We start from the raw sequence: 22,492 nt of genomic DNA, 5'->3' as shown, positions 1-22,492 counted from the left end.
TTATTTATTTTCGGAAATGTCAATGAACGCTTTGCTTTATTCGTCTAACTGAGGTGTCGTTTTTCTTTGCTCACCGACGATAGAAATCCTGTTTCAGCACAAAACCGGAATGGAACATAATGGAATGCAGGCTCCGAAATCTTTTTGTCCGGAGGATTTAGGAGTGTCTATGGAAATTGTTGAAGCTTGCGGAAAGAATTTTTTTAGAAACCCAAAAAGATTTTTTTGAGCGGAAATCAGATTTATACTTTTGCAATCTGAAAACGACTCAGTTATAGGAATAATCTGGCGGACAGGAAACCGATAGACACTTTAGCTAGAAGGCAGCAATTATAAGTATTATGATAAAACATAGTTTTGTACTATTTGGATGGTTGTGAATAACTCGCAGCTTTTCTATCTTTGTAAAAGAAAGTTACTTTTAAAGTGTTTTTGGTTCAAGTCTTGGTACTGAAAACTGGTAATTTTTAAGACAACAACACAACAATTAAGACGCCTATGCTATAGGTGTAGGTGCTCGCTTATTCGTTGTCGGCTATACCATACCTCAGTATCGGTAAGTGTGGTGTCCTAAGCTGTTTTGTTAGATACTCCATAAAACTATAAACATCAAATTATGAGCACCAACATCCACCAAAATTCTAATGAAACTGACCATACTTCGAGGAATTCACCTGCTAAAAGCAAAAAGAGATCAGCTTAGAAAAAAATATGTTTCCGGCTATAAGAAGCTTTACTTACCGAAAAGCGCAGAACTATTTTAATCAACAAAACCTCACTGAGTTACTTACCATAGGAAAAATTGAAAATGGGAAAGGATGGAAAAGAAGACCTGATCATAGAATTCAAAATCCAGAAAAGAAAACTGGAAGAAAATCTGCTCAGAAAAACAAATCTCCTTAACCAACTATCCATTCGGTAGAGAACAGGATTCTGGATGATGAAAGGCGAAAAGTATTGGCTTTCATTGAAAAGCAGGACAACATCTTTGTTAAGATAGAAACCAATATCAACCAGATTGCAAAAATTGTAAATAGTCAAAAGTTTATTTCCGAACAAGAATTGAAGGATCTCCTGGTAAACTTTCCAAGATCGAAAAATTGAAGAAAGAAAAAAACATGTTTTTCTCTAGGATTTATTCAATGCTTGGGAAATGATTGTAAAGATAATGAAGCCTGCGGTTCCGGGTTTCCCGGACCACTAGACCAAACCATGAAGATCAACTTAAAAAAATACCAATTAATAAAAAGTCGTGTCTTTTTATTCTTTTCTTTTATGCTTGTACGCAAAGATAGAGTTAAATTGTGATGAAGTTGCGAAGTTTAGTGTCACTTATTTTATAAACCTTCACTTCAAAGACTCGTAGGGAATCTCTGGAAAAACGATTTAATGCCTTATAGATCGAGAAATAGGCATAGACTGGCATAGACCGTTTACGGTGTTTTTATTGCTTTACAATAATTGCTGGATTAAATCTATCACTATTTAATATTAATCCTTAGCCGCTGTCTTTAAATATCCCTAAATATATATGAGAGTCTTGTCCCTCTCTTGTATTTGGTCAATACTAATTTGAGATAACAATATCCGGTAGCACGGGGTTATTTGAGTTCTGTTGCTATCTGCACTGACTGAACGATAGGATAGATAGAATTTCAATATGATTATTGGGAAGTTCAATCATAAAAACCTCCCCAAAGTTCATAACAATTTCGTCATCGGTTCACGGCTAAATGCCATTTTATATGTTTTTACAAGGTCAGCTAATGTGGACATCCTTAGTAACTTATTATTCTATAACTAAACAAAATTCTTTTTATTTGTTAGCTTATCATTGTTATAATCCCACATAAGAGTGCATGTCTCGCATTCTTCTATGAAAAGAGTTTATAATGTGTAAGTAATCTCTATTACTTAGATCAGAAACCTTTATCCTTATTTTAATTGGAGTACTTTTTTCACTTGATCCAATTTCGATATTGAAAATATCTAAAAATAACAACTGTTCTCTTGTAAAAGTTCTCAGTCTATTAACAGGATATTCGATCCTAGAGTATCCTATACTTTTCTTTAGAGGATGATAATGTCTTATTGAAAAAGTGACACCATTATTTTCAAAGTAAAAGACTCTTAGATTTATTAATTTGTTTATCATAAATAAACCAACTGTGAGTGAAACGAAAAATAGATGCCATCTCAGTTCCTCATTGATTAATGATTTTAAAACATATCCACTTACTATTAAAATGGTGTCAAAAAGCAATATAGCTGCAAATGCTTTCATCTTTAGATCCACTTTGTTTCTGTTACTTACAATCATAAAATTCTATTAAATTATAGATTATCTTAAGGGAATTGCAAAATTAATGTATTATGTTATTCAATTATTAATTTTTTTTCTATTATTAAATAATAATTAACGACTATTTCTGGAATCGATTTATATTAGTTAAGACATTGGAGACACTTGTAGCTCTCATTTTTATTTAGAGATAATACATAAATAACCTGAGTTCGGGATAAGCAGCTAATAAGAATTTGTAAGAAAAAGTAATTCGTATATTTAAGTTTCTGATATTCAAACATTTAAACGAATTATTATTATGAATTTGAAAGATCAAATTACAATATTTTGTACAAATTGATGATTTTTGTAAAGAGTTTGATGTCAAATTAGAAAAATGAATTTTGAAGCACTCGGCGATAGCAAGAAAAGAAGAAACAGAAAGTCTCTGATGTAGATTCTGAAATGATCACCATTTTGATTGGTTTTCATTTGGGGGCTCACAAAACAATTAATGACGAACTTAAAATCATTATCAGCTAGAACATTCCAGACGTCGTAGTGTGAATAATTTTTATGATGAATATTTTAGGTGGACTTACGGCATATTGTTTCTTTCCAAAAAAACCGTCACCCAACTTGAAAAAAGTAAATGACGGTCAACTATTTTTAAGCTTTGCTTAAACCGAACTCGGGTTAAATAGTAATTTATAGGGGGTAAAATATTCATGTTGAAAGTCTGATCAAAGAAAGTTACAGAGTCAAAAATAGAGATTGGTATAGCGTCTGAATTTTTTGGATGTTCTGAGCTAAAAATACAGGAAATGTATGAAGTAAAAGCATTGATAGAATTACTACTGAGATGGTATAAATTATTCCCATCATTTCATATTATTTAGTCTTGCACTGGATTCGGATTCTCAAAATGTGAAGAATAATTGATATGAAAACATGTGGTTTTATATTTTAGCATGAAAAGGGTCTATAATTATTTATATTTCATTATATATTCCATATGGTTCAATTATTGCACTTTATATAAGTTCAATTTGCAAAAATTGCTCATTGTATAACTTAAATAATTTATAATTATGATAATCAATGAAGAACTTTTGCTTGCAAATGGGGCGGAGTATGAAGTATATAACACCAACGATATAATATTTCATGAAGGGGATAGGCCACAGTATTATTTTCAAATTGTATATGGCACTGTTGAACTTAACAATTATCGCGAAGATGGTAAAGAGTTTACACAAAATATTCTTTCGGACGGACAAAGTTTTGGTGAATCGCTATTATTTAACGAAAAGCCGTATCCAATGAATGCGGTGGTAAAATCTGAAACGTCTATACTAAAACTTTCTAGGTCTAATTTTCTTAAATTAATTCAATATGACACCGAGGCGGCGACTAATATGTTCCGGTGTCTTGCCGACAGATTGTTTTATAAATATATTATGTTGTTTAATATTTCTTCAACTAATCCTATTTTTAAACTTGATAGTATTATGAATTATCTTAAGAGTTTTAAAACCAATACATCAAAATATTCATTTCTTGTCCCTCTAACCAGGCAGCAGCTAGCAAACTTAACAGGTTTGCGTGTGGAAACTGTTATCAGGACGGTAAAAAAAATGGAAAATGAGTTAATGCTAAGGATAGTAGTAGGGAAGATTTATTATTAATATGGGTATTTTGCTGAAATGCCCAGCTCTAATTACAAACGATGCGTTATATATGATTACGAACTCCATTTAGCATAACGATGTATTTTTAATTCATTTACCTTAAATTTTTTAGCACACTTTTCATAATAAATCCCTTGTCATCTATATCCTCGAGATATTTTATCAATTTAACAAAATCAGATAGTTTAGTTAGAATACTGCCTTTCATGGCGAAGGCCTCGAGTTTGGATAAGGCTTATGAACCTTCTAATTTTCATTGATGGTAAATATAGATAGTAGATCACCATAAAGCACAATGGAGTTTCAAGTAAAATCCTAAGGGACAGCTTATTCCTGTTTTTATATTTTCTTTTTATCTATGATTTCTAAGGAGCTTGAAAGCTGTTCCTAAATATATGGGTATTATTCCTCTTGTCGATTTAATCATTTCTAGTGGAATTTTCCAATTTTTAATTTCATCGACACATGATGCAAATCATTACAGGACTATGTTAGTTAAAAAACTACAATATATTAGTGATAATATGACTTATCATCAAATCAGATATTAAAAGTTGATTTCTACATTTGTAATGTGATTTTTCACCAATTAATAAGGTAAAAAGAAAAGTAGGGATGGAAAACTAGAGTTATGGATATTGTCTTAATATCCTATATTTTTTTAAATCAACTTTTGATCACACAAATAAGAATAACAAATAATTTAAATATTATTACGATGAGAAAAATGTATTTATTACCAATAGTTTTGATAGGTGCTTTGTCTTATGGACAGGTGGGGATCAATAATGTTGCTCCTAAAATAACCCTGGATGTACAAAGTAAAACAACGGATGGAAGTACTTCGGAGGGACTTCTTATTCCGCGTGTTACAGGAAACGCTTTGCACGCAGCTGAAGCAGCAGCGGTATATGGCGCGGATCAGGATGCTGCGCTGGCCTTTGTGACGGCGGCGCCTGATCCTGTTAACCGTACCGGGCAGGTGGAAGGAATGGACAGCCGAGGTTTTTATTACTTTGATGCCGGAAGTAACCGCTGGGTCAAGATGACATCCAACAGTGGTACTGTTACGGCTGATATTACCCAGCTGAGCTGCTCGGGTTCTACAGATATTGGGGTGCTTGAAGCGGGAGAGCCTGCTGCAGGGATTAATACTACAATCCCCTATACGGGAGGTAATGGAGGTGTTTATTCCGGGATCAGTGTTCCTTCTACGGGTGTAACGGGACTTACTGCTGCCATTCCATCCGGTACGCTTAATAACGGCAACGGTACGCTGGTCTTTAATATTACAGGTACTCCTTCTGCCGCGGGTACTGCGGTCTTTACCATTAGTTTTGCAGGCGAAACTTGTGGATTTACCCGTACTGTGGCAGCTGGTGGCTCTTTTCCTGATGTGGTTCCTGTTGTTATCAATGGGCAAACGCGTCAGATGATGACGCATAATTTAGGCGCTGATACCTCGCTTGATCCTAATGTTCCTAATCAGGCAATTATGGGAAATGATTACCAATGGGGTAAACTGAATCCGGTGGCTACGGCTTATACTAGCACCAATGCTATCTCGGGATGGAGTACTGCTTCTGCTGCAAATGGATCCTGGAATAGCGGTACGGAAGCTGCCCCTATTAAAACTTCTAAAGACCCTTGTCCTGCAGGTTTCCGGGTACCTACCCGAAATGAATGGGTAGGGTTTAACACGGCAAGTACCACAAGTATTATAGGAACATGGGCTACCACAAACGCAAATGGTACTAATAATTTTAGTGCTGCCAGGAAATTTGTTAATAATGGGAGCACCTTAACCTTCCCTGTCTCAGGGGGCCGCTACTTCCAGACGGGAGAGGTGGACGGTCGCGCCTACTACACAAGCTATTGGAGCAGCACTGAGAACAGTTCAAACGCTTACCGCTTATTCTTCAGCAGTTCTAATATCGATCCCGCAGAGAGCGCCGAGCGCCCGTTCGGATTTTCAGTACGTTGCATTAATGAATAATTTTTGGCAATTAATTTTACATAAACGATACCTTAAATAAAATAACTATTATTTCTATTACTTAAATTGATTTAAGCTCTGTGCGGCAAAGGAATTTTTGCCGCACTTTTAAATAAGTTTTGAAGCTTACTGGTGGCTGCAAGAGGTCATTGAATAGAAAAATAGTAGCGATGATACTTTAAAAATTAACTCCCATGTTTAAAGATTATTTATGGATTATAAAAAACAATTAGTTTGGATATTCCTGTTTTTGGCAGTAACAGTAAGAAGCTATGGTCAATCGGTGAGTATGTATTTTCCTAAGTTTGCTGGAAAAACCTATGACTTTATCCTTTTTGAGGGACACGATACCAAGGTTCAGAAAGGAACTATTCCTACTGATGGCAGGTTTGTACTGGAAGTTCCAAAAGAACTTTCCCCCTATAAAGGAATGTCCCGCTGGCTTATTACAGGTACGCAGGAAGGTGGCGGGCTAGATATGATCATTCCCGGTCATGATTTTTCCATAGAATGCGTATCGGCTGTACCGGATAATAAAAATATTATCTACAAGAGTAATAATGAGAATGCGCTTTTAGACTCACTTTACGAGCATCAGAAATCTATTATTGACAAATATATGGCGATGAAAATGGTAACAAATTCATACACAAAAGAGGACAAAAATTTTGCGCTCTATCAGGGTGAACTTAATGTACAAAAAGATAAGTATGCTGAGTTTCAAAAGCAATTACAAAAAAAGCAAGATTATCCTTCCAGCTATATCCCATTAGTAAATATCACAAATGGCATGGGCTCTGCCCTTAAGGATACAGAAGAGGAAAACAAAAAAGAACTGATAAGGACAATGACAGAAGATATCCGCTGGGATGCTCTTTATACTTCGGGGAACTGGGATGGGGTGATCGGTATGTTTACCGAACTTGAGGATAAGACCGATGGTGGGATTGGTTTTGCCAGGGATTTTAAGACTATAGGTGGACGAATTTCAGATAAGATGCTTTATACTTCTTTTGCAGAGCGTGTCACCTATTACCTGACCAAAGCTGGCCGCGATGATGTTATGACGCACTTATCTCCAGTTATTCGCAGTTCGGGAAAAATAACCTCCTATGATGGTGTTCTTTCGGTATACCAAAAAGCGGTTATTGGCAGTAAAGCACCAGATGTAATGATAACTCCAAATAAAAATTCAACGGCATCATCCGGGAAAGTGGATCTTAGTGATGGTAAATACCAAAAGACCCTTTTGGTATTCTATCAATCAGGATGTGGACATTGTGATACAGTGATGAATGATATTGTTAGCAAACAGGATGAGCTGATTAAAAATAACATCCGGTTGATTGCTATATCTGCGGATACAGACAAAAAGGTGTTTGAAGAAACATCCGCCAAACTAAATTGGAAAGGAATTGTATCCTGTGATCTTCAAGGGATGAAAGGACCTAATTTTATGAATTATGGAGTTCAGGCCACTCCTACTTTATTTACTATGGATGAGAAAGGAAATATTCTAACGCGCGGAAGTGCTACGCTTCCAATCCTGAATGATCTTTTAGGTCCTTCGAAAGAACTCTGGAGAAAGATCCGTAAGCCTCCCAGACCTTGGGTACCTGAAAAGTAAAAAAAAATAATATATGAAACATACAAAAGTAACATCATCGGTATCCCATGTACCGGATTATAAAAAGATATATACGGATCTTATTACTTTGAAGTACCCGGATTTACTTGACCGGTGCAAACATTTTTTAGAGAAAGACAAACTACTGGCTTATGATGTCATGCAGCTTAGCGGAATCATAACTGGGAAGAGTGATAAAGAGACTGATCTTTTTAATGCCAAGCATAAGTCTTATGATGTTTGGACGATTTCGAAGATCCTTAATTTTCAGAAAGAAAACCATTGCAGTAATCAGGAACTGGCTACTAAGTTCGGTACGAGCAGAAATACGATCACAAAATGGAAAAAAGTGTTCAGTAAAACTGCTTAGTAAATAAAACATGATTGTTTATACAAGATGACGAGAGATTAGCAATATTATTTTGCGAATTGCTAATAAGCATGATTATAAGTTGGCTATCCCGGCGAAAGGAGAGAATTTTATTGTTCTTGAAAAAGGGAAATACAGCATTACCGGAAATATTTGCGGATCGAGTTATGAGCAAATAAAGGACCTTAATAAAGGGATATGTTTGACTTTAAGACAACTCTAGAAATATATATAACATGCTATATATAGTATGTTGCTTAGAGATGTTTCATACTTACGAATATGGATAAGATCTGAGGTGATTTCTACCAGAGATGTTTAGAATGATCGGGAATGAAGGCGCTCTTTTTACATCGATATGATATTTAACGTATAGTTTTTAGAATCTTTCAGCTTTCTTGTAGATACTAAAAATGAATGATTGAGCATAAGCACAGGATTTGATAATGCCTCTCAATATTTAATAATGCCATTCAATAAGGTTAAACAAATCATAGCTGAATAACATGGTGAAAAATAGGGTTTTACTTATATTCCGGGACCTACCGACTAACTTTTATTGACCTTTAAAATGAACTATAGTTAATGAAAAGATTAAATAGGAAAGTAATGGGTTTATGCTTGCGGTATGCAGGAACTATGATAGTTCTTGCATTATGCATTATTTGTTGTGGTCAGTATTCTGAGGATGTAATACAAGGACAAGGGGCTGAGCACCTCATATTAATTAAACTACGTAAAGATACTTCTGAGACAACAAAACAGGAAATAATCAAGCGTTTTATGGCTCTTAATCGGTCTTTAAAAAACGGCAAGCAGTACCTAAAAGCGGAATATGGTTTTCAAAACAGTAAGGAAGGGCTGGATGGTGGATTTGAGATTGGCTTTAGGGTTTACTTTAAATCCGTGGAAGACCGGGACTACTTTGAAGGAAAATCAAGAGTAACTGATACCGGAAATAACGGAAAGTTTGATCCAATGTATGATGATTTTAAGCATTTCATTACCCCCTATCTGGATACTGATAATGGGCTTTTCACCTTTGATTTTACCAGTAATAAAAAAGGAGACCAAGATGTTCCCGGTAAAGGATACAGATTAGACCACTGGGTATTATTTAAATTCAGAAGTGATATAACACCCCCAGAGAAACAAATGGTCATTGACCGTTTTTTGGCTCTGAAGAATTCAGTGAAAAATGGGACTTCGTATATTCCTTTTATAGAATATGGATATGAGGATAACAGAGTAAAGGAAGCCGGAGGTTTTGATGTGGCATTCAGGGTAGGGTTTTCGTCGCTAAAAGACCGTGATTATTATGTAGGAAAACCTTTTCAAACTGATCCCGGGACCTTTGATCCGATGCATGATGACTTTAAAAATTTTGTAGGTCCATATCTTAATCCTACTGGAGGGGTCCTTGTTTTCGACTACGAAGTGATAAGACCATGATAGACACGATTAAAAAAAACTCAAACCTATGAATACTATGAAAATTTCAGTTATTATTCCTGTTTATAATGCGGAAAAATATGTTTCAAATGCCATAGAGTCAGCATTACAATTTGAAGAAGTTCATGAAGTAATCCTTATTGAAGATAATTCTCCGGATAATGCCCTGGAGGTGTGTAAAAAGATGAGTGAAAAATATGAAAAGGTAAAACTTTATCAGCATCCGGATAAAAGAAATCATGGAGCAGGGGCAAGCAGGAATCTGGGAATAGAGAAATCAAGTGGTGAGTTTATTGCCTTTCTGGACGCGGATGACTATTTTCTTCCCAATAGGTTCGATGCCGAAAAAGAACTTTTTAAAGATCCAAAGGCATCAAGTGTCCTGTTTAGCTGTACTTTGAGGCTTACCAAATCTCCTGTTGCTGTAAGTGTGGAAATGGTTACCAAGCCTTGTTACTGTGCATTCAGGCTATCAGCGTTATTTTGTGCATTCATCGTATTGACGTTTAAGATTAAAACAAAAAGCATTTATCCATTTTACAAATCTGCTTTTGCTCATCATATTCAGTATTATTTATTTACTTCATTAAATTCTGCATCCGTTACAGAGCTTAACCATGTTACGTTTTGTTCACCCGAATAGTTTGTTACAGCGATATGTACCATTTTGGTGGTGGCCGTTGCACCGTGCCAATGCTCGATGTTTTCGGGGATGTTTATTACATCGCCTTTTTTAATACGTTGGGTAGGCTTCCCTTTTTCCTGATAAAACCCCTCGCCCCCGGTTACAATTAAAACCTGTCCTTTGGGGTGGGTATGCCAATGGGTTCTTGCTCCGGGTTCAAAAGTTACACTACCCAATGCAAAATCATTATTCTTATCCCTTGCCAATAATGGGTGCAGAAAAGCGTTACCTCTAAACCATTCGCTCGATACTTTTTTCTCCTTTGGGAAAAAGTGAGCTATTATTCTGTTCTGTCATATCGTTATTGTTTTTTGTGTCATTGTTTTTTGTACCGTTGTTATTGCATGCTGCTATTGTTAACATACCACTGATAATTAGCATAATAGACTTTAATTTCATGGTCTTTATCATATCGCTTATTTTTATGTTACTGTTTAATAAATACTTACTTCGATAAAATTTTTGGAAGCCGGGCATCAACATTACCTTACTTTTCTTCCACTAGTTCAAAATACACGTTGTCTATAGAACCCGATACCTGGAATGCTTCGATACCATTTTCAATGCGACCAATTTTCACTAATCCTCCGGCATAACCAAAATCCTAGAAAATAGCTATGTTACCCCACGGGCCATAATAGGTAATATCACCCAAATTTGGGTCTGTACCCGCTGGGGCATTTTGGGTAGATAACTTCTTCGATGGATAAAAAATCTTTTCGCTGCTTGCGTAGTCATCCAGTTTTACCATAAGTGGTAGAAGTGCGATAAAATCCCTTGTTGTAGGATTATCATCCAATGTTGCAGTAAGGGTACGGCTGCCCAAGATTATTTTCAGTTTCATACGCTCTCTTTTTGATACAATTTCTCTTTGATATTCGTCTCCCTTTCTGTATGGCAGGTATGAACCTGCATAACGTTTAGTAAAAAAATAAGCCGTAGATGATTTTCATATTGTTGATTGTCATTGTCTTATATAATATCTTTTTTATCATAACTCGGATTGAGATCAGCCCGCCAAAGGTTCTAATCTCTTTTCCTCCAGAGTTAGCAGATTTATACCAGCCCATTTTGAACTTTGCTAAGAATTCATAGACTTCGATAAGCTGTTTGGTAGAGCCACTGGGTGAAATCTTACTGTTTTTAATTCTCATAGAAGCGAAAATGTTGTTCTCCGTCTCGAATTCCTGGTCAAATAATGAAAGTTGCTTTGGACGACCTTCCGGACGGAATTGCTCACTGCTAAGAATGGAAATAAAATTAAAAATCACACGTAATGCATTAATAGGAATATCTGCCGCCTGCTGGTCCTCGAAAATAAAGTCATCCGCGAAATGATTTCCAAGGCGTATCTGCTGCTGAAGCCTTGTACCTTCGAATGCCCTGCGAATAATTTTTTGTTCTGTTGTATGAAATGGCATAGTCCTATTCTAGTATAACATTAGTATAACATTAGTGGATTAAAAGATATAGCATCATAGGAAAAGTGACTAACTAGTCCTGTTTCTTTTATGATTCCTAATCATACGCTGAGCATCTTCAATTGTATAGATACGGTGCTGTTTAATCCAATCGTGTATTTCTTCTTTAAAAAAAAGGAGCACTCCATTAGTAGGTTTACAATGGGGTATGAGCTTACGGGAAGTAAGTTTATAAAGCAGGCTTTCGGAAATTTTTAAATACGAAATTAATTCGGTACTATTAAAAACTTCCTTATTGTTAATGTAATTCTGATGGACAAGTTTCTTAATCTCATTAAGCTCTTGCTGTAATTGAATCGGTGTCATATTTTAAAATTTGACACGAAAATAAATGGGTATAAAGAGATGAAAAGGTTAAAAGTTATGCAGCAGAACTTTATTTTTCTGAAACATAACTTTTTGATAAAAGTTCCTCAATTCTTAGTTTGATTTTCTTCAGTTCCTTTCTTTTAGAAGTAGAGTTGATAGAACCATAATTCACTTTTCGGAATTCATTGTTTTTATAATAATAAAAATAATTGCACAATTGTTTTGTTTCAATTTTCAAAAGGGGCCTGAATATTTCATGGATAATATATCCTGCGACCTTCTGATCGCAGGTCATATAAATGCAAGTATCAGTATGTTTATAGATTTTAAGGCTATTTACTGAATTCATAATATAATTCTTGGAGAAGAGTTCAGTAAGGTCATAGGAATTGTCTGATTGTTCTGAAACAAGGGTAGTGTCTAAAAGACGACATTCGTCATGCAATAGATAATAAAGATATTCTGTCAACTCTTCATTAAATGTGTTTGTTATTGATTTTTCTCTGTTATCCTTGACTTTTTCTTTTTGAAAATACTTTCTTTTGAGAGCAAAGAAATCCAAGCCTCTAATCCTGTAAAATATTGGAGGCATTAATAAACCAAGAAGAAAGATGGTTGACAAAAAATAAATCGTAAAAAAATAGACGTTCTCTCTAAAAAAGAACAAGTTATAGTGTAGCAAAAAAGACGGAATAATAATCAATGCCAATAACCAAAATATTTTAGAATTTAAAAAGTTACGGTAATGATTGCTAATCGTTTTTTGAAAATTTATAACCAAATGATGAGTTTCAAATAAATATTTTTCGATCATAACACAATAATTTTGCAATCATTAACAAATATCTAAATTATTTTTAAAATTAATATCATTGGTGAAGTATTTTCTATCACTAACATCTTTTAGATTAAAGGAAATATAAATGTGAGGATTAAACTAATATTGGAATTTTATGGCTTTTATTGATATTTCAACTATTTGTCACTAAAAACTGTTTTGACAATATCTAATTGTAGAGAAAGCAAATTTAATTTATTGAGAGGTCGTTTTTTTCAGCCTCAAAGTCACATTTATTAGAAAAAAGACAAATGATACAATTGATAGCAACCCAAAAATATTTTCGGTTGGTGGCTTTAGTAGTAACATAGAACTAAGAATAGCTATAGTATGGACAATTGATACATATTTATTAGTTTTCCTTTTTATTAAAGTTAAAATTCCATAACCAAATAAAAAATTAAAATGAGTTGGAAATAAATTTCAATAAAGGAATTTAATTTATCAAACCACCTCCACATAATTGTTCGATTAAATCCTGTTGGTGTAAATATAAAAGTATATAAAATCAATAAAGCCAGAATTACTAAAAACATCTTAATTTGAAATGTTTACTTATGAATTTCATATTCTATGAATTAACTTATTTTTTAATATATTTTGAGAGCTATTGTTGAGAATTGAGTAACTTATGCTGGGTCAACTCTAATACAACCAAATTACAAAAATAGTAACTGAAAAACATTGATTGATAAAAGTGGAATTTTATTTTGTAACTTTGAATAGTTTTGTTGTACTAATGTTGTACTTAAAATTGTATAAGCCAAAAAAAACACTTACAAATTAATGCAAGTGCTTGATTTTCAGCAGCTCCTCCTGCTGGGCTCGAACCAGCGACCCTCTGATTAACAGTCAGATGCTCTAACCAACTGAGCTAAGGAGGAATTTTCCTTTGTTTTAAGTGGTGCAAATATAATATGAATATTAATATGAAGCAAATTTTTTTAGGGCAATTACCATAAAAAATTAAGAAAATTCAAAATTTGAGTAAAAGCAGGTTTATTCAGGTTTGATGCATGATAGAGAAGATTTTTTTATCAGTCTCTATTTCAATATTTTGGAATTGAAAATTACGAATAAGTCTATCTATTTAGTTGGAATTAGAAATTAAAAAAATAGAATTGAAAGGTAGAAATAAAAAAAGAGTTGCAAAATTTGCAACTCTTTTTGGCTCCTCCTGCTGGGCTCGAACCAGCGACCCTCTGATTAACAGTCGGATTTTGGCTATTTTATAATTATTACAGAATACTTTAGTTTTCTTTATATGTTCTGTTAATCAGTAATTTATAATTTTATTTTGTTTATTTTTACATATAATATTTTATATTTGTAAGCAGAATGTTCGTGAAGTGTTCGTGAAAAATAAATAGATGAATGTAGATAAATAAAATGTTTATTGACTTCATGTTCGTGAAAATTATAAATAAAAAAACAAAATGATCACTTATAACTTTACTTTAGCACCCAAAGAGAATGTAAACGGAGAAAAAAGCATTATCATATCTTTTATCAAAGACCGGAAAAATACCAGTCTTTCGATAGGTAAAACCTGTAAAGAAAAAGACTGGAGCTTTGAGACGTCGAGGGTTAAAAAATCACATCCTAACCATAATAACATTAATAAATTCATAGACAGAAGAATTAAAATCATAGACGAGATCATAGATGAATATGATAAAAATGGTATTTTCTTTACTTTAACAGATTTGACCAGCAAGTTAAAAACCATAAGCGGTCGAAAATTAACCTTAACCTATACGAAATTTCATGAAGGTGTGATTGATGATTTGAATAAAGCGGATAAAATAGGAACCGCCCAAATAGAGAAAGACACTCTGAATTCCTTGAGACGGTTTTTCCGGAAAAGAGAAATTGGATTCAATGAGCTTGATTACGTCGCTTTGAAAAAATTTGAGTCTTATTGTATTTCGAGAGGAAACAAACAATCGAGCATCGCCATCAGAATGCGGACTTTGCGTTCTGTTTTTAACCAGGCAATTAAAAGCCAGATTATAACAGAAAAACAATATCCGTTTAAACAATATAAAATATCACAGCTAAAAGTGAGTGGTAAAAAAGAATACTTGAATGAAAATGAAATGGAGCTACTAAAAACTTACGAACCAAAAGACGAAAAATATGGATTTGCAAGAGACATGTTTCTTTTTAGCTATTATTCCAGAGGTATTAATTTTTTGGATTTGATTAAGCTGGAGAAAAGCGCTCTTAATGGAGAAAGAATAAACTATATACGGAGTAAAACCGGAGTTCCTGTCAGTTTTAAACTGAATGAATATACCCATAATATCATTCAGCAATATTGCTCAAAGGAAGATTCCAAATATATTTTCAATATTATCAATACGGAAAACCCCACACAGGTCTATCTTAAGAATCGATCAAAAAAGGTATTGACGTATTATATTAACCAACAATTGAAAGAAATAATGAAAGAGCTGGTGATCAATAAACATATTTCTTATTATTGCGCCCGTCATTCATTTGCTACCGTATTAAAGTTTAATAATATTTCGATTGAAACCATTCGAGAAGCATTGGGACAGAAAGATATTAAATCCACCATGTCATATCTTAACACCCTTCCTGATAACAAGTTGGATAGGATAATTGAAGACGTTTTAAGATAATCTACCATTTTCTAAGCCAATATTTAGAAAGTTATGAGGTAAGCAGATTGTAGAGTTTCGTTTTAGATAATGATGTTTATTTTTTCATCCTTAGTGTTTGTGTTTTGAAAACCTTTCTTTCGCAAATGAGGAAGACTTTATTTTTAAGAAAAAGCTATCTTGGGATCGAATTTTAGAAAGTGTAGTTCCATAAAAGTAGTTTCATACAAAAATTATCCTTGTTTCTTTTTTTGTCTTTTCTTTACCTTTCCTTAGAGAGACACAGAAACGAACTATATCTTTATTATTGGGCTTAGCTTCACACTTAAGCCTCATAATCTGTTCGCCCATGTATGTTTTACTTTTCCCGGTAACCCATCCGCTCAATCGCTTAACTCTCCCTTTATGAAACAAGATACGTCTCTTCAAAATCAGGTACAGACTTCCAGTTTTCATCAGGAAGATCATTAAGAGACAGGTTCATGCAGGCAGGCGGATTATTTTCGTCAATTAATGGCTTGTCCAGTCTCATCCAAAGGTTGATATTAAGAACATCATCTGCTCTTATTGCCCTTTACGTGAGTATAATAGTAACAGGTAAAAGTTGAACATGCATGAAAATTACGCAGGTTTTCTTCTAGCCTGAGTAAAATTCACCCACCTTATTGTAATACCTGTACAAAATAGTATCAGATTACATTCTTACATGAGTTACATGAATATAGGTTAATGTATTTTTCTTTCAAGTATTTGAAGTACCTTTTTCGTTCAAAAGCAAAAAAATGCATTTAAAGTTAAATGATTGGATATCAGTATTTTGATTTGTAGTAATTGTTGTTTTCAGAGTGCTGAAAAATGAGTGGGTTTTGGCTGCAAGATGTGTCTTTGGAGATACAAACTTTTCAAGTTGTATGTCCAAAGACGATCTTGCCTTTTTTGCAAAAAGGAGAAAAAACGGCGGAACTTGTTTTTTTGTTTTGAAACATTATTTAAGGATTCCAGATTAACCCAGAATATTCTTTTTAATCTTTTGAAGTTCTAGATGATTCCAGAATACTCTTATTTGAGTTAAGTATACTCATTACTATTGACTTATTGTTTTTTTAATACTAATTTGCCTCAGAATTTTTGAGTCCAATTATTAAGTACAAATGACGAATAATAGAATAAAGAAGCACGTATTTTCATAGGAATCCAAAAACAGAAGAAAGAAAAATGGAAAAAACTTTGTGCAAAAAAGAATATTTCTTTGAGCAGTCTAATTATTGATTTCAGTGGAGAAAAGGATTTTTGATGATGAAAGGAGAAAAGTATTAGTATTCCTTGAAAAGCAGGATATTCCTTACATAATATTGATGTGGTTATTTTCCCAAAGCTGATTTTTAACTCTTGGAGTGCATTATTTCTTGTATCTGATCGTAAAACCTTTCTAGTTTATCGCCTTTCAAAGTATTAAGCTTTTGAGTCATAATCCTAAGAACTCATTTTTTCTTCTTTAGAAGATATACTTAAATCTTCTAAAGTAATTTTCTTTAATGCAAGATCGAATTTATTTTATCTTCTGTAGCATTTAAGGAGGTAAAACTACAATTCTTGTTCTTGATCAAATTTGAAATTTTAGCGACAAGTAAATCCTGTAACCTTTTCTTAGTACTTATCCTAAAAAATATTAAATATTTTAACAAAATATAGTTGACTATTTGAATAACTTTATTTAAGTTTGCGAATTATAGGTCAAGTTAAAAATATACAGATATAAAAATGGCAAGTTTTGGACATTTTATAAAAGAAGAAAGAGAAAAACATGGTTGGACACAAACCGAATTTGGTGCTAAAATTGGCATCAATGCTTTTGCTATCAGTAAAATTGAAAATGATTCCCAAAAATTCAGCAAAACAAAACTGAAAGAGCTTGCAGAACTTTTTGAAATGGAATTTCAGAAAGTAAATGATTTATTTTATGCAGATAAATTTGCAGTTGAAGCGTACAAAAACCATTGTTCAGAAAATGTCTTTGTAGTTGCCAATAACAATGTTAAATATCTACAAAATACAAATGTTAAACAAGGCAAAATAAATTTCGACTGATGAGTGAGGAACTATTACAAAGAGATTTGATTGACAACTGCCAAAAGCTTGGCAAGTGGGATTTCTACAATATTGGTGCAACGTCTGTAAAAGCATTAAAAGAACACGGGATTATTCGCAATGTAAATTACGGAGCTGAAGAAAAAAAGAAAGTTGACGGCTTAATTGTTCAGAAGAAAAATGTAATTGCTGTTATCGAATATAAGAAACCGTCTGAATTTAAAACAGCAGCCCAGAAAAATAAGGCAATAAAACAAGAATTAGAAGTTGCTCGAAAACTTGATGCTCATATAATTATTGCAACAGACACTAAAGAAACTGTTTGGGTAAATGTCTTAACAGGTAATAAAATCAAGGACGAGAGTGGAAAAGAAATAAAAACAAATTTTGACTTAAAAGACGAAAAATTACCAGAACTTATTGAGAAAATTATTTTTTCGATAAACGAATTAAATGATCAAATTAAGCCAAAACAATTGGTAAATCCAACTGACTTGGCTAAACAGATTTGGCAAGACATTTGGTCAGTAAGTGGAGCAACACCAGAAAATTGTCTTTATACATTTGTTGAGCTTTTCATTTTTAAATATTTAAGTGATTTAGGAGTATTGCAAGGAATGTATAACTTCAATACTCTTTATAATAGTTTTAGAGGAAATACAGAAGACGAAGTTTTAGAGACGTATGCAAGTACTATACGTCCTAAGATCAAAACTTTGTTTCCTGAAAATCCAGCAGACAAGACAACCATTATTAACGGAACTATTTTTGTCAGTAAAGACCAAAAAGCTGTAAAAGGATATAGTACAGTTTTCAAAAAAGTATTGACCAAGTTTAAAGACTACGGAAAACTTGAACATATTGATTACGATTTTAAAAGTCAACTTTTTGAGAGTTTCCTAAAAGAAAGTATCAGCAAGAAAAATTGGGGACAATTTTTCACACCTCTAAAAGTAGTTAGAGCTGTCGTAGAAATGGCAAAAGACGACATAAAAGTAGGTGCGAAAATTTGTGACCCAGCTTGTGGTGTTGGAAAATTCTTATTAGAACCTATAATTACAAAACTTGATCAGTTCTACGAAATTAAGGAAGGAAAATTAGTTCCTAAAATTACTATTCATGGTTACGACAAAGGCTTTGATAAAGATGAACAAAAAACAATCATATTGGCAAAAGCCAATATGTTGATTTACTTTTCTGATATTATCAAAGAAAACCCAGGTATTACAGTGGAATTTGCCCAGCTTTTTAACGATAGTTTTTTACTCAAAACAAATTCCATTTTAGGGACACTTTCTGAACCAGTTGAAAATGAGTACGACCTTATTGTAACAAATCCACCTTATGTAACAAGTGGGAGTAGTAACTTAAAGGAAGAAATCAAAAAAGACGGAACTCTCGTAAACTATTACAAAATCAATGCAATTGGTGTTGAAGGTTTGTTTATGGAGTGGATTATTAGGGCATTAAAACCAAATGGAAAGGCTTTTATAATTGTTCCCGATGGAATTTTCAATCGTCAAAATGATAAAAATTTAAGACAGTTTATAGTAGACGAATGTTATATTGATGGTATCGTTTCATTACCATTAAACACATTTTTTACCACAAACAAAAAGACATACATTCTTTGCTTAACCAAAAAAGCAAACAAAAAGGACCTTCAAACTGACCCTGTATTTACTTATTTAGTAAGTGAAATGGGAGAAACAAGAGACGTTTACAGATTTGATATTGATCAAGATGATTTAAGCGAAGCAGTTACTCTATATTCTTTTTTCAAAGGGAACAAGATAAGTTTTGCAAAAATTAATACTGACAAAAGGTGTAAAGTATTTCCTTTTACAGACTTCACAGGTTCATTAGAAAATTCTTGGATAATAGATAAATGGTGGAGTAAAGAAGAAAAAATCGAACTTGGAATAAGTGAGAAAAAAGACAAATTAGGATTGCTCGACTTTTCTTCATTGGTAGAAGATATGTCAATTTCTTTAAAGACTTTTCAAGAGGGCATAAAGGAATTGTCTGAAAAAAAAAAGTCTGAACTAAATAAGAAAGCCTATAAAATCAAAGATCTTTTTGATATTGAAAAAGGTAAATCTCTATACACCAAAAATTACGGTAATTTAAATAAAGGAGACAATCCTGTTTATTCTGCATCTAATAATGCACCTCTAACCTATATCAACACGAATGATTATGATGGACAATATCTGACTTGGGCAACAAATGGATTTGCAGGTTATATGATGTTGATTGATGGGAAATTCTCAATTAATGGGGATAGAGGTTTATTAAAGCCTAAAATGTCAAACATTAATTTGCTTTATGTAAAAAATATTGTTGAGCCAAAATTAAGAGAATTAGCAAAGGGAAGAAAGGGAGAAAACGGTTCAGATGAATTTACAAAAGTTTATCCAAGAATGGTTGAAGAGGTTGAAATTATTATTCCTGTTGACGAGAAAGGTAATTTTGATTTAGAAATACAAAAAGATATTGTAGATAAAATCTTATATGTCGAAGACATTAAAAAAGCTATTGAAGAATACAAATCTCAAATCGAAAATCTTGCAGTAGAGATAGAAAATACTTCAATTTTAAAGAAATTTACAATTGACGAACTATTTGATATAAAGAGTGGAAACTCACACCTAACCCAAAAGTTTCTAAACGCAAATAGAGGTGAATATGTTGTTTATTCTGCAAATACAAAAGAAAATGGGGTTTTTGGATTTATTAAAACTTTTGATTATGATGTTGAATGTATCCAAATTACAACAAATGGTGTTTATGCGGGAACCGTTTTCTTTAGAGAAAAACATAAATTTAGCATCAATGGTGATGCAAGATTATTAATAAAGAAAAGTGATGACTTGGACTATACTTACTTAACATTTGAATTAATAAATGCATTTGCGGATCACAATTTTAATTGGGAAAATAAACCAACAATTGGGAAAATAAAAAATATAGAATTATTCATTCCTGTTAATAAGCAAAGTTTATATGATCTTGAAATACAAAAAGAAATTTCAGACAAACAAAATAAAATCCAACTTATCAAAAAAAGTATAATATCTGAACTAGACAGAATATCAAAAATAGAAATAGACTTTGAGTAGGCATTTTTAATAAATTCAAAATTATAAATCAAGTAATGTGCACTGCTTCGTATATAAAAATTCCAAATCTTTTTAGTCATATTGGGTGAATAGCCAATCTCGCGGATAAATATTTCATGTATCAATTTATGAACTTGATCTAAATCAGATTCCTTAACCACTAAACAATCATGAAATGTAAAAAATGGGATTTTTCTTTTAAACGTATTGTTTATTTCACGAGCAATAGTATTTACTATAAAATGCGATTCTAGCTGAAACAATAAGTATGACAACGTTAAATTTCACTTTGGGTAAATTCATATATCGTCCCCAAAAATGTCATAATAATCGTAAAATGATTTTTCTTCATATAATAGAATGATTAGTTTTGAATGCGATAAGGATAAAAAATAATTAGTAACTTAGATTCAATTATAATTATTTGGAGTAAACATTGTATAAGATCCAAATAATAGTTGAAAGTAAAAATTAAAGTTTATCAAATTAAGATATTTAAACTAGAGAGAATTCTTTATTCAAAGTAACCAAGAAGTAAATAATGCAAACTAAAAGGACAGATATTTCAGATTATGTTATTCATTTTCTACGGAGACAGGATGTAAAAGACCTTCCTTTTGTATTTGAAACCGGGGGAAGAATGCACTTAAGTGAATACGAGAAGATTGCCCAAATGACCGAGATGGAATGTATGTTTAATATAATATCTGAAGGGGGGTTAAGAGCTGGGTTCTCTTTTAGAAATGGAAAAGCGACTATATATGGTACTAAGCCAGTGGTATGCTTCACTGAAATGCCATTATTCAATCTGTTGGAATATAATAATTTAAGAAAGAACCCCTATCGGATTTCTGATTATGGAATAGCAGTCAAAAAGAAGGATTTTTTTAAGAAAGGAGGAAGACCTGTTATCTATGGTCTATCCCCTAATAACGTTTTTGAATTTGATGATTCGGCAGAGCAGAATCCCAATCTCAGGATTATTAAAGAGTCCATTTTACCATTAGAAGAACAATACCGCTACGTTGCTTTTCAGTTAGGAAGTACAAAGAATATTGATTGGACTCATGAAAGAGAATGGAGGATTGCAGGTAAGGATGATATATTTCCTAACATTGATATCGATGACGACTTCTTTCGTGGTCTTTATCTTTTTGATGGAGAATTTTTTGAGGAAGTTATTTTTATTGTTAAGAGTAGGCAAGATGCTGTGGAACTAGAAAGGTATATCAGACCCATACAAGAAAGTGGTCATACACGTTCAGGCCTGTTTTATGCAAATATTAAATTTCTTGTTCTTGACCTAGCTATTGAATTATTCAATCAAGGAAAATTAAAAAAAATAGAAGATCTTCCAAGTAATGTATTCTATACCTTTAATTATATTCCGCTTAGTCAGGAGAAAATTGAGAAATTACATCAGGTATTGGAATTCTGCAAGTTGGAAGCAGAAAGACTTAGAAAAGAGTATTTAGAAACACATGAAACACGAGGACTTTATGGTTGGAGTCACATTGTTAGTTGGGAGGCTGACAATCCAACCATACGTTATCTTTTTGAGAATGGCAAAGTCGACATTCATAGTGGATACTATGTATTGAAGGATACCTTTAACACATATTCTCAAAATTTAGATTGTACAACTTTTATAGCCGAAGCTATCTGTAAAATTCTGAACGAGCATTATGAAAATATCTTTGATGTGGTAAATATCTATGATTAGATTTTAGAAGAAGCCTCTGCTCAAAACCGTGGACAGCAACCTAACATTTCTTTCTTTGCCTTTACCACAGCGTCTAGAGAAAAAACTTTACAGGTGTCGTACTTCATGGCTTCGTAGACTTAAAGATAATTATTTTAGTTTAGCTTTTAATATTTCATAAGGCGTTTTTCCTTTAAAGGATCCATGTGGCCTATTGAAA

The 22,492-nt window shown here is 32.9% G+C and carries 20 protein-coding genes, 1 tRNA gene and 1 pseudogene; 13 read left to right on the top strand and 9 right to left on the bottom strand.

Annotated elements, in window-relative coordinates:
• The first annotated feature begins 711 nt into the window (after positions 1 to 711).
• Positions 712 to 903, top strand: coding sequence for a hypothetical protein (locus J7E44_RS10825; protein WP_214829271.1), 192 nt, complete (start codon positions 712 to 714; stop codon positions 901 to 903).
• Between the two features lie 934 nt (positions 904 to 1,837).
• Here the strand turns inward: J7E44_RS10825 and J7E44_RS10820 are convergent.
• Positions 1,838 to 2,320, bottom strand: coding sequence for a hypothetical protein (locus J7E44_RS10820; RefSeq protein WP_214829269.1), 483 nt, complete (start codon positions 2,318 to 2,320; stop codon positions 1,838 to 1,840).
• A gap of 283 nt (positions 2,321 to 2,603) precedes the next feature.
• On the opposite strand from J7E44_RS10820, the pseudogene J7E44_RS24400 reads away from it, so the two are divergent.
• The 8 genes and pseudogenes from J7E44_RS24400 (at position 2,604) to J7E44_RS23940 (ending at position 10,063) form a co-directional block, all read left to right on the top strand.
• Positions 2,604 to 2,968: pseudogene (locus tag J7E44_RS24400) on the top strand (hypothetical protein).
• A gap of 407 nt (positions 2,969 to 3,375) precedes the next feature.
• Entirely contained in the window at positions 3,376 to 3,972 is a 597-nt protein-coding gene (locus tag J7E44_RS10815; RefSeq protein WP_214829268.1) for a Crp/Fnr family transcriptional regulator, read from the top strand.
• Positions 3,973 to 4,693: 721 nt separating this feature from the next.
• Positions 4,694 to 5,971, top strand: coding sequence for an FISUMP domain-containing protein (locus J7E44_RS10810; RefSeq protein ID WP_214829266.1), 1,278 nt, complete (start codon positions 4,694 to 4,696; stop codon positions 5,969 to 5,971).
• A gap of 211 nt (positions 5,972 to 6,182) precedes the next feature.
• Positions 6,183 to 7,598 carry a peroxiredoxin family protein gene (locus J7E44_RS10805; protein ID WP_214829264.1) on the top strand — a complete coding sequence of 472 codons (1,416 nt, stop codon included), beginning with the start codon at positions 6,183 to 6,185 and terminating at the stop codon, positions 7,596 to 7,598.
• A 13-nt stretch (positions 7,599 to 7,611) separates the two neighbouring features.
• Positions 7,612 to 7,968, top strand: a complete 357-nt coding sequence (locus tag J7E44_RS10800) for a helix-turn-helix domain-containing protein (protein ID WP_214829257.1) — start codon at positions 7,612 to 7,614, stop codon at positions 7,966 to 7,968.
• Positions 7,969 to 8,020: 52 nt separating this feature from the next.
• Positions 8,021 to 8,191, top strand: coding sequence for a DUF6759 domain-containing protein (locus J7E44_RS24255; RefSeq protein WP_353050477.1), 171 nt, complete (start codon positions 8,021 to 8,023; stop codon positions 8,189 to 8,191).
• Positions 8,192 to 8,553: 362 nt separating this feature from the next.
• Entirely contained in the window at positions 8,554 to 9,420 is an 867-nt protein-coding gene (locus tag J7E44_RS10795) for a Dabb family protein (protein ID WP_214829256.1), read from the top strand.
• Between the two features lie 28 nt (positions 9,421 to 9,448).
• A complete protein-coding gene (locus tag J7E44_RS23940; protein ID WP_251040557.1) occupies positions 9,449 to 10,063 on the top strand; it encodes a glycosyltransferase family 2 protein in 615 nt (204 codons plus the stop codon).
• Here the strand turns inward: J7E44_RS23940 and J7E44_RS10785 are convergent.
• The 7 genes from J7E44_RS10785 to J7E44_RS10760 form a co-directional block, all read right to left on the bottom strand.
• Positions 9,991 to 10,311, bottom strand: a complete 321-nt coding sequence (locus J7E44_RS10785) for a cupin domain-containing protein (protein ID WP_251040556.1) — start codon at positions 10,309 to 10,311, stop codon at positions 9,991 to 9,993. The two genes, J7E44_RS23940 and J7E44_RS10785, sit on opposite strands and share 73 nt — an antisense overlap.
• 25 nt (positions 10,312 to 10,336) lie before the next feature.
• Complete coding sequence (locus J7E44_RS23935) at positions 10,337 to 10,516, bottom strand: hypothetical protein (protein ID WP_251040555.1); 180 nt, start codon at positions 10,514 to 10,516, stop codon at positions 10,337 to 10,339.
• 193 nt (positions 10,517 to 10,709) lie between these two features.
• On the bottom strand, positions 10,710 to 10,931 hold the full coding sequence (locus tag J7E44_RS10780) for a cyclophilin-like fold protein (RefSeq protein ID WP_214829254.1): 222 nt from the start codon (positions 10,929 to 10,931) through the stop codon (positions 10,710 to 10,712).
• Between the two features lie 94 nt (positions 10,932 to 11,025).
• Positions 11,026 to 11,526 carry a hypothetical protein gene (locus J7E44_RS10775; protein ID WP_251040554.1) on the bottom strand — a complete coding sequence of 167 codons (501 nt, stop codon included), beginning with the start codon at positions 11,524 to 11,526 and terminating at the stop codon, positions 11,026 to 11,028.
• A gap of 69 nt (positions 11,527 to 11,595) precedes the next feature.
• Positions 11,596 to 11,892: a helix-turn-helix domain-containing protein gene (locus J7E44_RS10770; protein WP_214829252.1), complete on the bottom strand. Its 297-nt coding sequence runs from the start codon at positions 11,890 to 11,892 to the stop codon at positions 11,596 to 11,598.
• Positions 11,893 to 11,962: 70 nt separating this feature from the next.
• Positions 11,963 to 12,487, bottom strand: coding sequence for a hypothetical protein (locus J7E44_RS10765; protein WP_214829245.1), 525 nt, complete (start codon positions 12,485 to 12,487; stop codon positions 11,963 to 11,965).
• Positions 12,488 to 13,543: 1,056 nt separating this feature from the next.
• Positions 13,544 to 13,617 (bottom strand) — tRNA-Asn (locus J7E44_RS10760).
• A 552-nt stretch (positions 13,618 to 14,169) separates the two neighbouring features.
• Between J7E44_RS10760 and J7E44_RS10755 the strand changes: the two genes are divergently transcribed.
• A complete protein-coding gene (locus J7E44_RS10755) occupies positions 14,170 to 15,381 on the top strand; it encodes a site-specific integrase (RefSeq protein WP_214829243.1) in 1,212 nt (403 codons plus the stop codon).
• Positions 15,382 to 15,763: 382 nt separating this feature from the next.
• Here J7E44_RS10755 and J7E44_RS24120 read toward each other — a convergent pair whose 3' ends face one another.
• Positions 15,764 to 15,892, bottom strand: a complete 129-nt coding sequence (locus J7E44_RS24120; protein ID WP_285439752.1) for a hypothetical protein — start codon at positions 15,890 to 15,892, stop codon at positions 15,764 to 15,766.
• A 1,229-nt stretch (positions 15,893 to 17,121) separates the two neighbouring features.
• Between J7E44_RS24120 and J7E44_RS10750 the strand changes: the two genes are divergently transcribed.
• From J7E44_RS10750 to J7E44_RS10740, 3 genes are all read left to right on the top strand, one after another.
• Positions 17,122 to 17,448: a helix-turn-helix transcriptional regulator gene (locus J7E44_RS10750; protein WP_214829241.1), complete on the top strand. Its 327-nt coding sequence runs from the start codon at positions 17,122 to 17,124 to the stop codon at positions 17,446 to 17,448.
• Positions 17,448 to 20,570, top strand: a complete 3,123-nt coding sequence (locus tag J7E44_RS10745) for an N-6 DNA methylase (RefSeq protein ID WP_214829239.1) — start codon at positions 17,448 to 17,450, stop codon at positions 20,568 to 20,570. Before J7E44_RS10750 ends, J7E44_RS10745 begins: the two co-directional genes overlap by 1 nt.
• Before the next feature lie 541 nt (positions 20,571 to 21,111).
• Positions 21,112 to 22,293 (top strand): hypothetical protein, encoded by a 1,182-nt coding sequence (locus J7E44_RS10740; RefSeq protein ID WP_214829237.1) that lies wholly within the window; start codon positions 21,112 to 21,114, stop codon positions 22,291 to 22,293.
• Positions 22,294 to 22,492: the final 199 nt, after the last annotated feature.

The organism is Chryseobacterium sp. ISL-6 (genome assembly GCF_018613715.1).
Lineage (GTDB): Bacteria > Bacteroidota > Bacteroidia > Flavobacteriales > Weeksellaceae > Chryseobacterium > Chryseobacterium paludis.
The sequence above is the reverse complement of the archived record's forward strand: the minus strand, read 5'-3'. Positions and strand labels throughout refer to the sequence as shown.

What these genes read in the sequence shown, in the direction of transcription:
- J7E44_RS24120 (WP_285439752.1), bottom strand. Translation starts at nt 15,892, where the DNA reads ATGAGACTGGACAAGCCATTAATTGACGAAAATAATCCGCCTGCCTGC.
- J7E44_RS10740 (WP_214829237.1), top strand. Translation starts at nt 21,112, where the DNA reads ATGCAAACTAAAAGGACAGATATTTCAGATTATGTTATTCATTTTCTA.
- J7E44_RS23940 (WP_251040557.1), top strand. Translation starts at nt 9,449, where the DNA reads ATGAATACTATGAAAATTTCAGTTATTATTCCTGTTTATAATGCGGAA.
- J7E44_RS10820 (WP_214829269.1), bottom strand. Translation starts at nt 2,320, where the DNA reads ATGATTGTAAGTAACAGAAACAAAGTGGATCTAAAGATGAAAGCATTT.
- J7E44_RS10810 (WP_214829266.1), top strand. Translation starts at nt 4,694, where the DNA reads ATGAGAAAAATGTATTTATTACCAATAGTTTTGATAGGTGCTTTGTCT.
- J7E44_RS10765 (WP_214829245.1), bottom strand. Translation starts at nt 12,487, where the DNA reads ATGCCTCCAATATTTTACAGGATTAGAGGCTTGGATTTCTTTGCTCTC.
- J7E44_RS10770 (WP_214829252.1), bottom strand. Translation starts at nt 11,892, where the DNA reads ATGACACCGATTCAATTACAGCAAGAGCTTAATGAGATTAAGAAACTT.
- J7E44_RS10755 (WP_214829243.1), top strand. Translation starts at nt 14,170, where the DNA reads ATGATCACTTATAACTTTACTTTAGCACCCAAAGAGAATGTAAACGGA.
- J7E44_RS10795 (WP_214829256.1), top strand. Translation starts at nt 8,554, where the DNA reads ATGAAAAGATTAAATAGGAAAGTAATGGGTTTATGCTTGCGGTATGCA.
- J7E44_RS23935 (WP_251040555.1), bottom strand. Translation starts at nt 10,516, where the DNA reads ATGATAAAGACCATGAAATTAAAGTCTATTATGCTAATTATCAGTGGT.
- J7E44_RS10800 (WP_214829257.1), top strand. Translation starts at nt 7,612, where the DNA reads ATGAAACATACAAAAGTAACATCATCGGTATCCCATGTACCGGATTAT.
- J7E44_RS10805 (WP_214829264.1), top strand. Translation starts at nt 6,183, where the DNA reads ATGGATTATAAAAAACAATTAGTTTGGATATTCCTGTTTTTGGCAGTA.
- J7E44_RS10815 (WP_214829268.1), top strand. Translation starts at nt 3,376, where the DNA reads ATGATAATCAATGAAGAACTTTTGCTTGCAAATGGGGCGGAGTATGAA.
- J7E44_RS10750 (WP_214829241.1), top strand. Translation starts at nt 17,122, where the DNA reads ATGGCAAGTTTTGGACATTTTATAAAAGAAGAAAGAGAAAAACATGGT.
- J7E44_RS10825 (WP_214829271.1), top strand. Translation starts at nt 712, where the DNA reads ATGTTTCCGGCTATAAGAAGCTTTACTTACCGAAAAGCGCAGAACTAT.
- J7E44_RS10745 (WP_214829239.1), top strand. Translation starts at nt 17,448, where the DNA reads ATGAGTGAGGAACTATTACAAAGAGATTTGATTGACAACTGCCAAAAG.
- J7E44_RS10775 (WP_251040554.1), bottom strand. Translation starts at nt 11,526, where the DNA reads ATGCCATTTCATACAACAGAACAAAAAATTATTCGCAGGGCATTCGAA.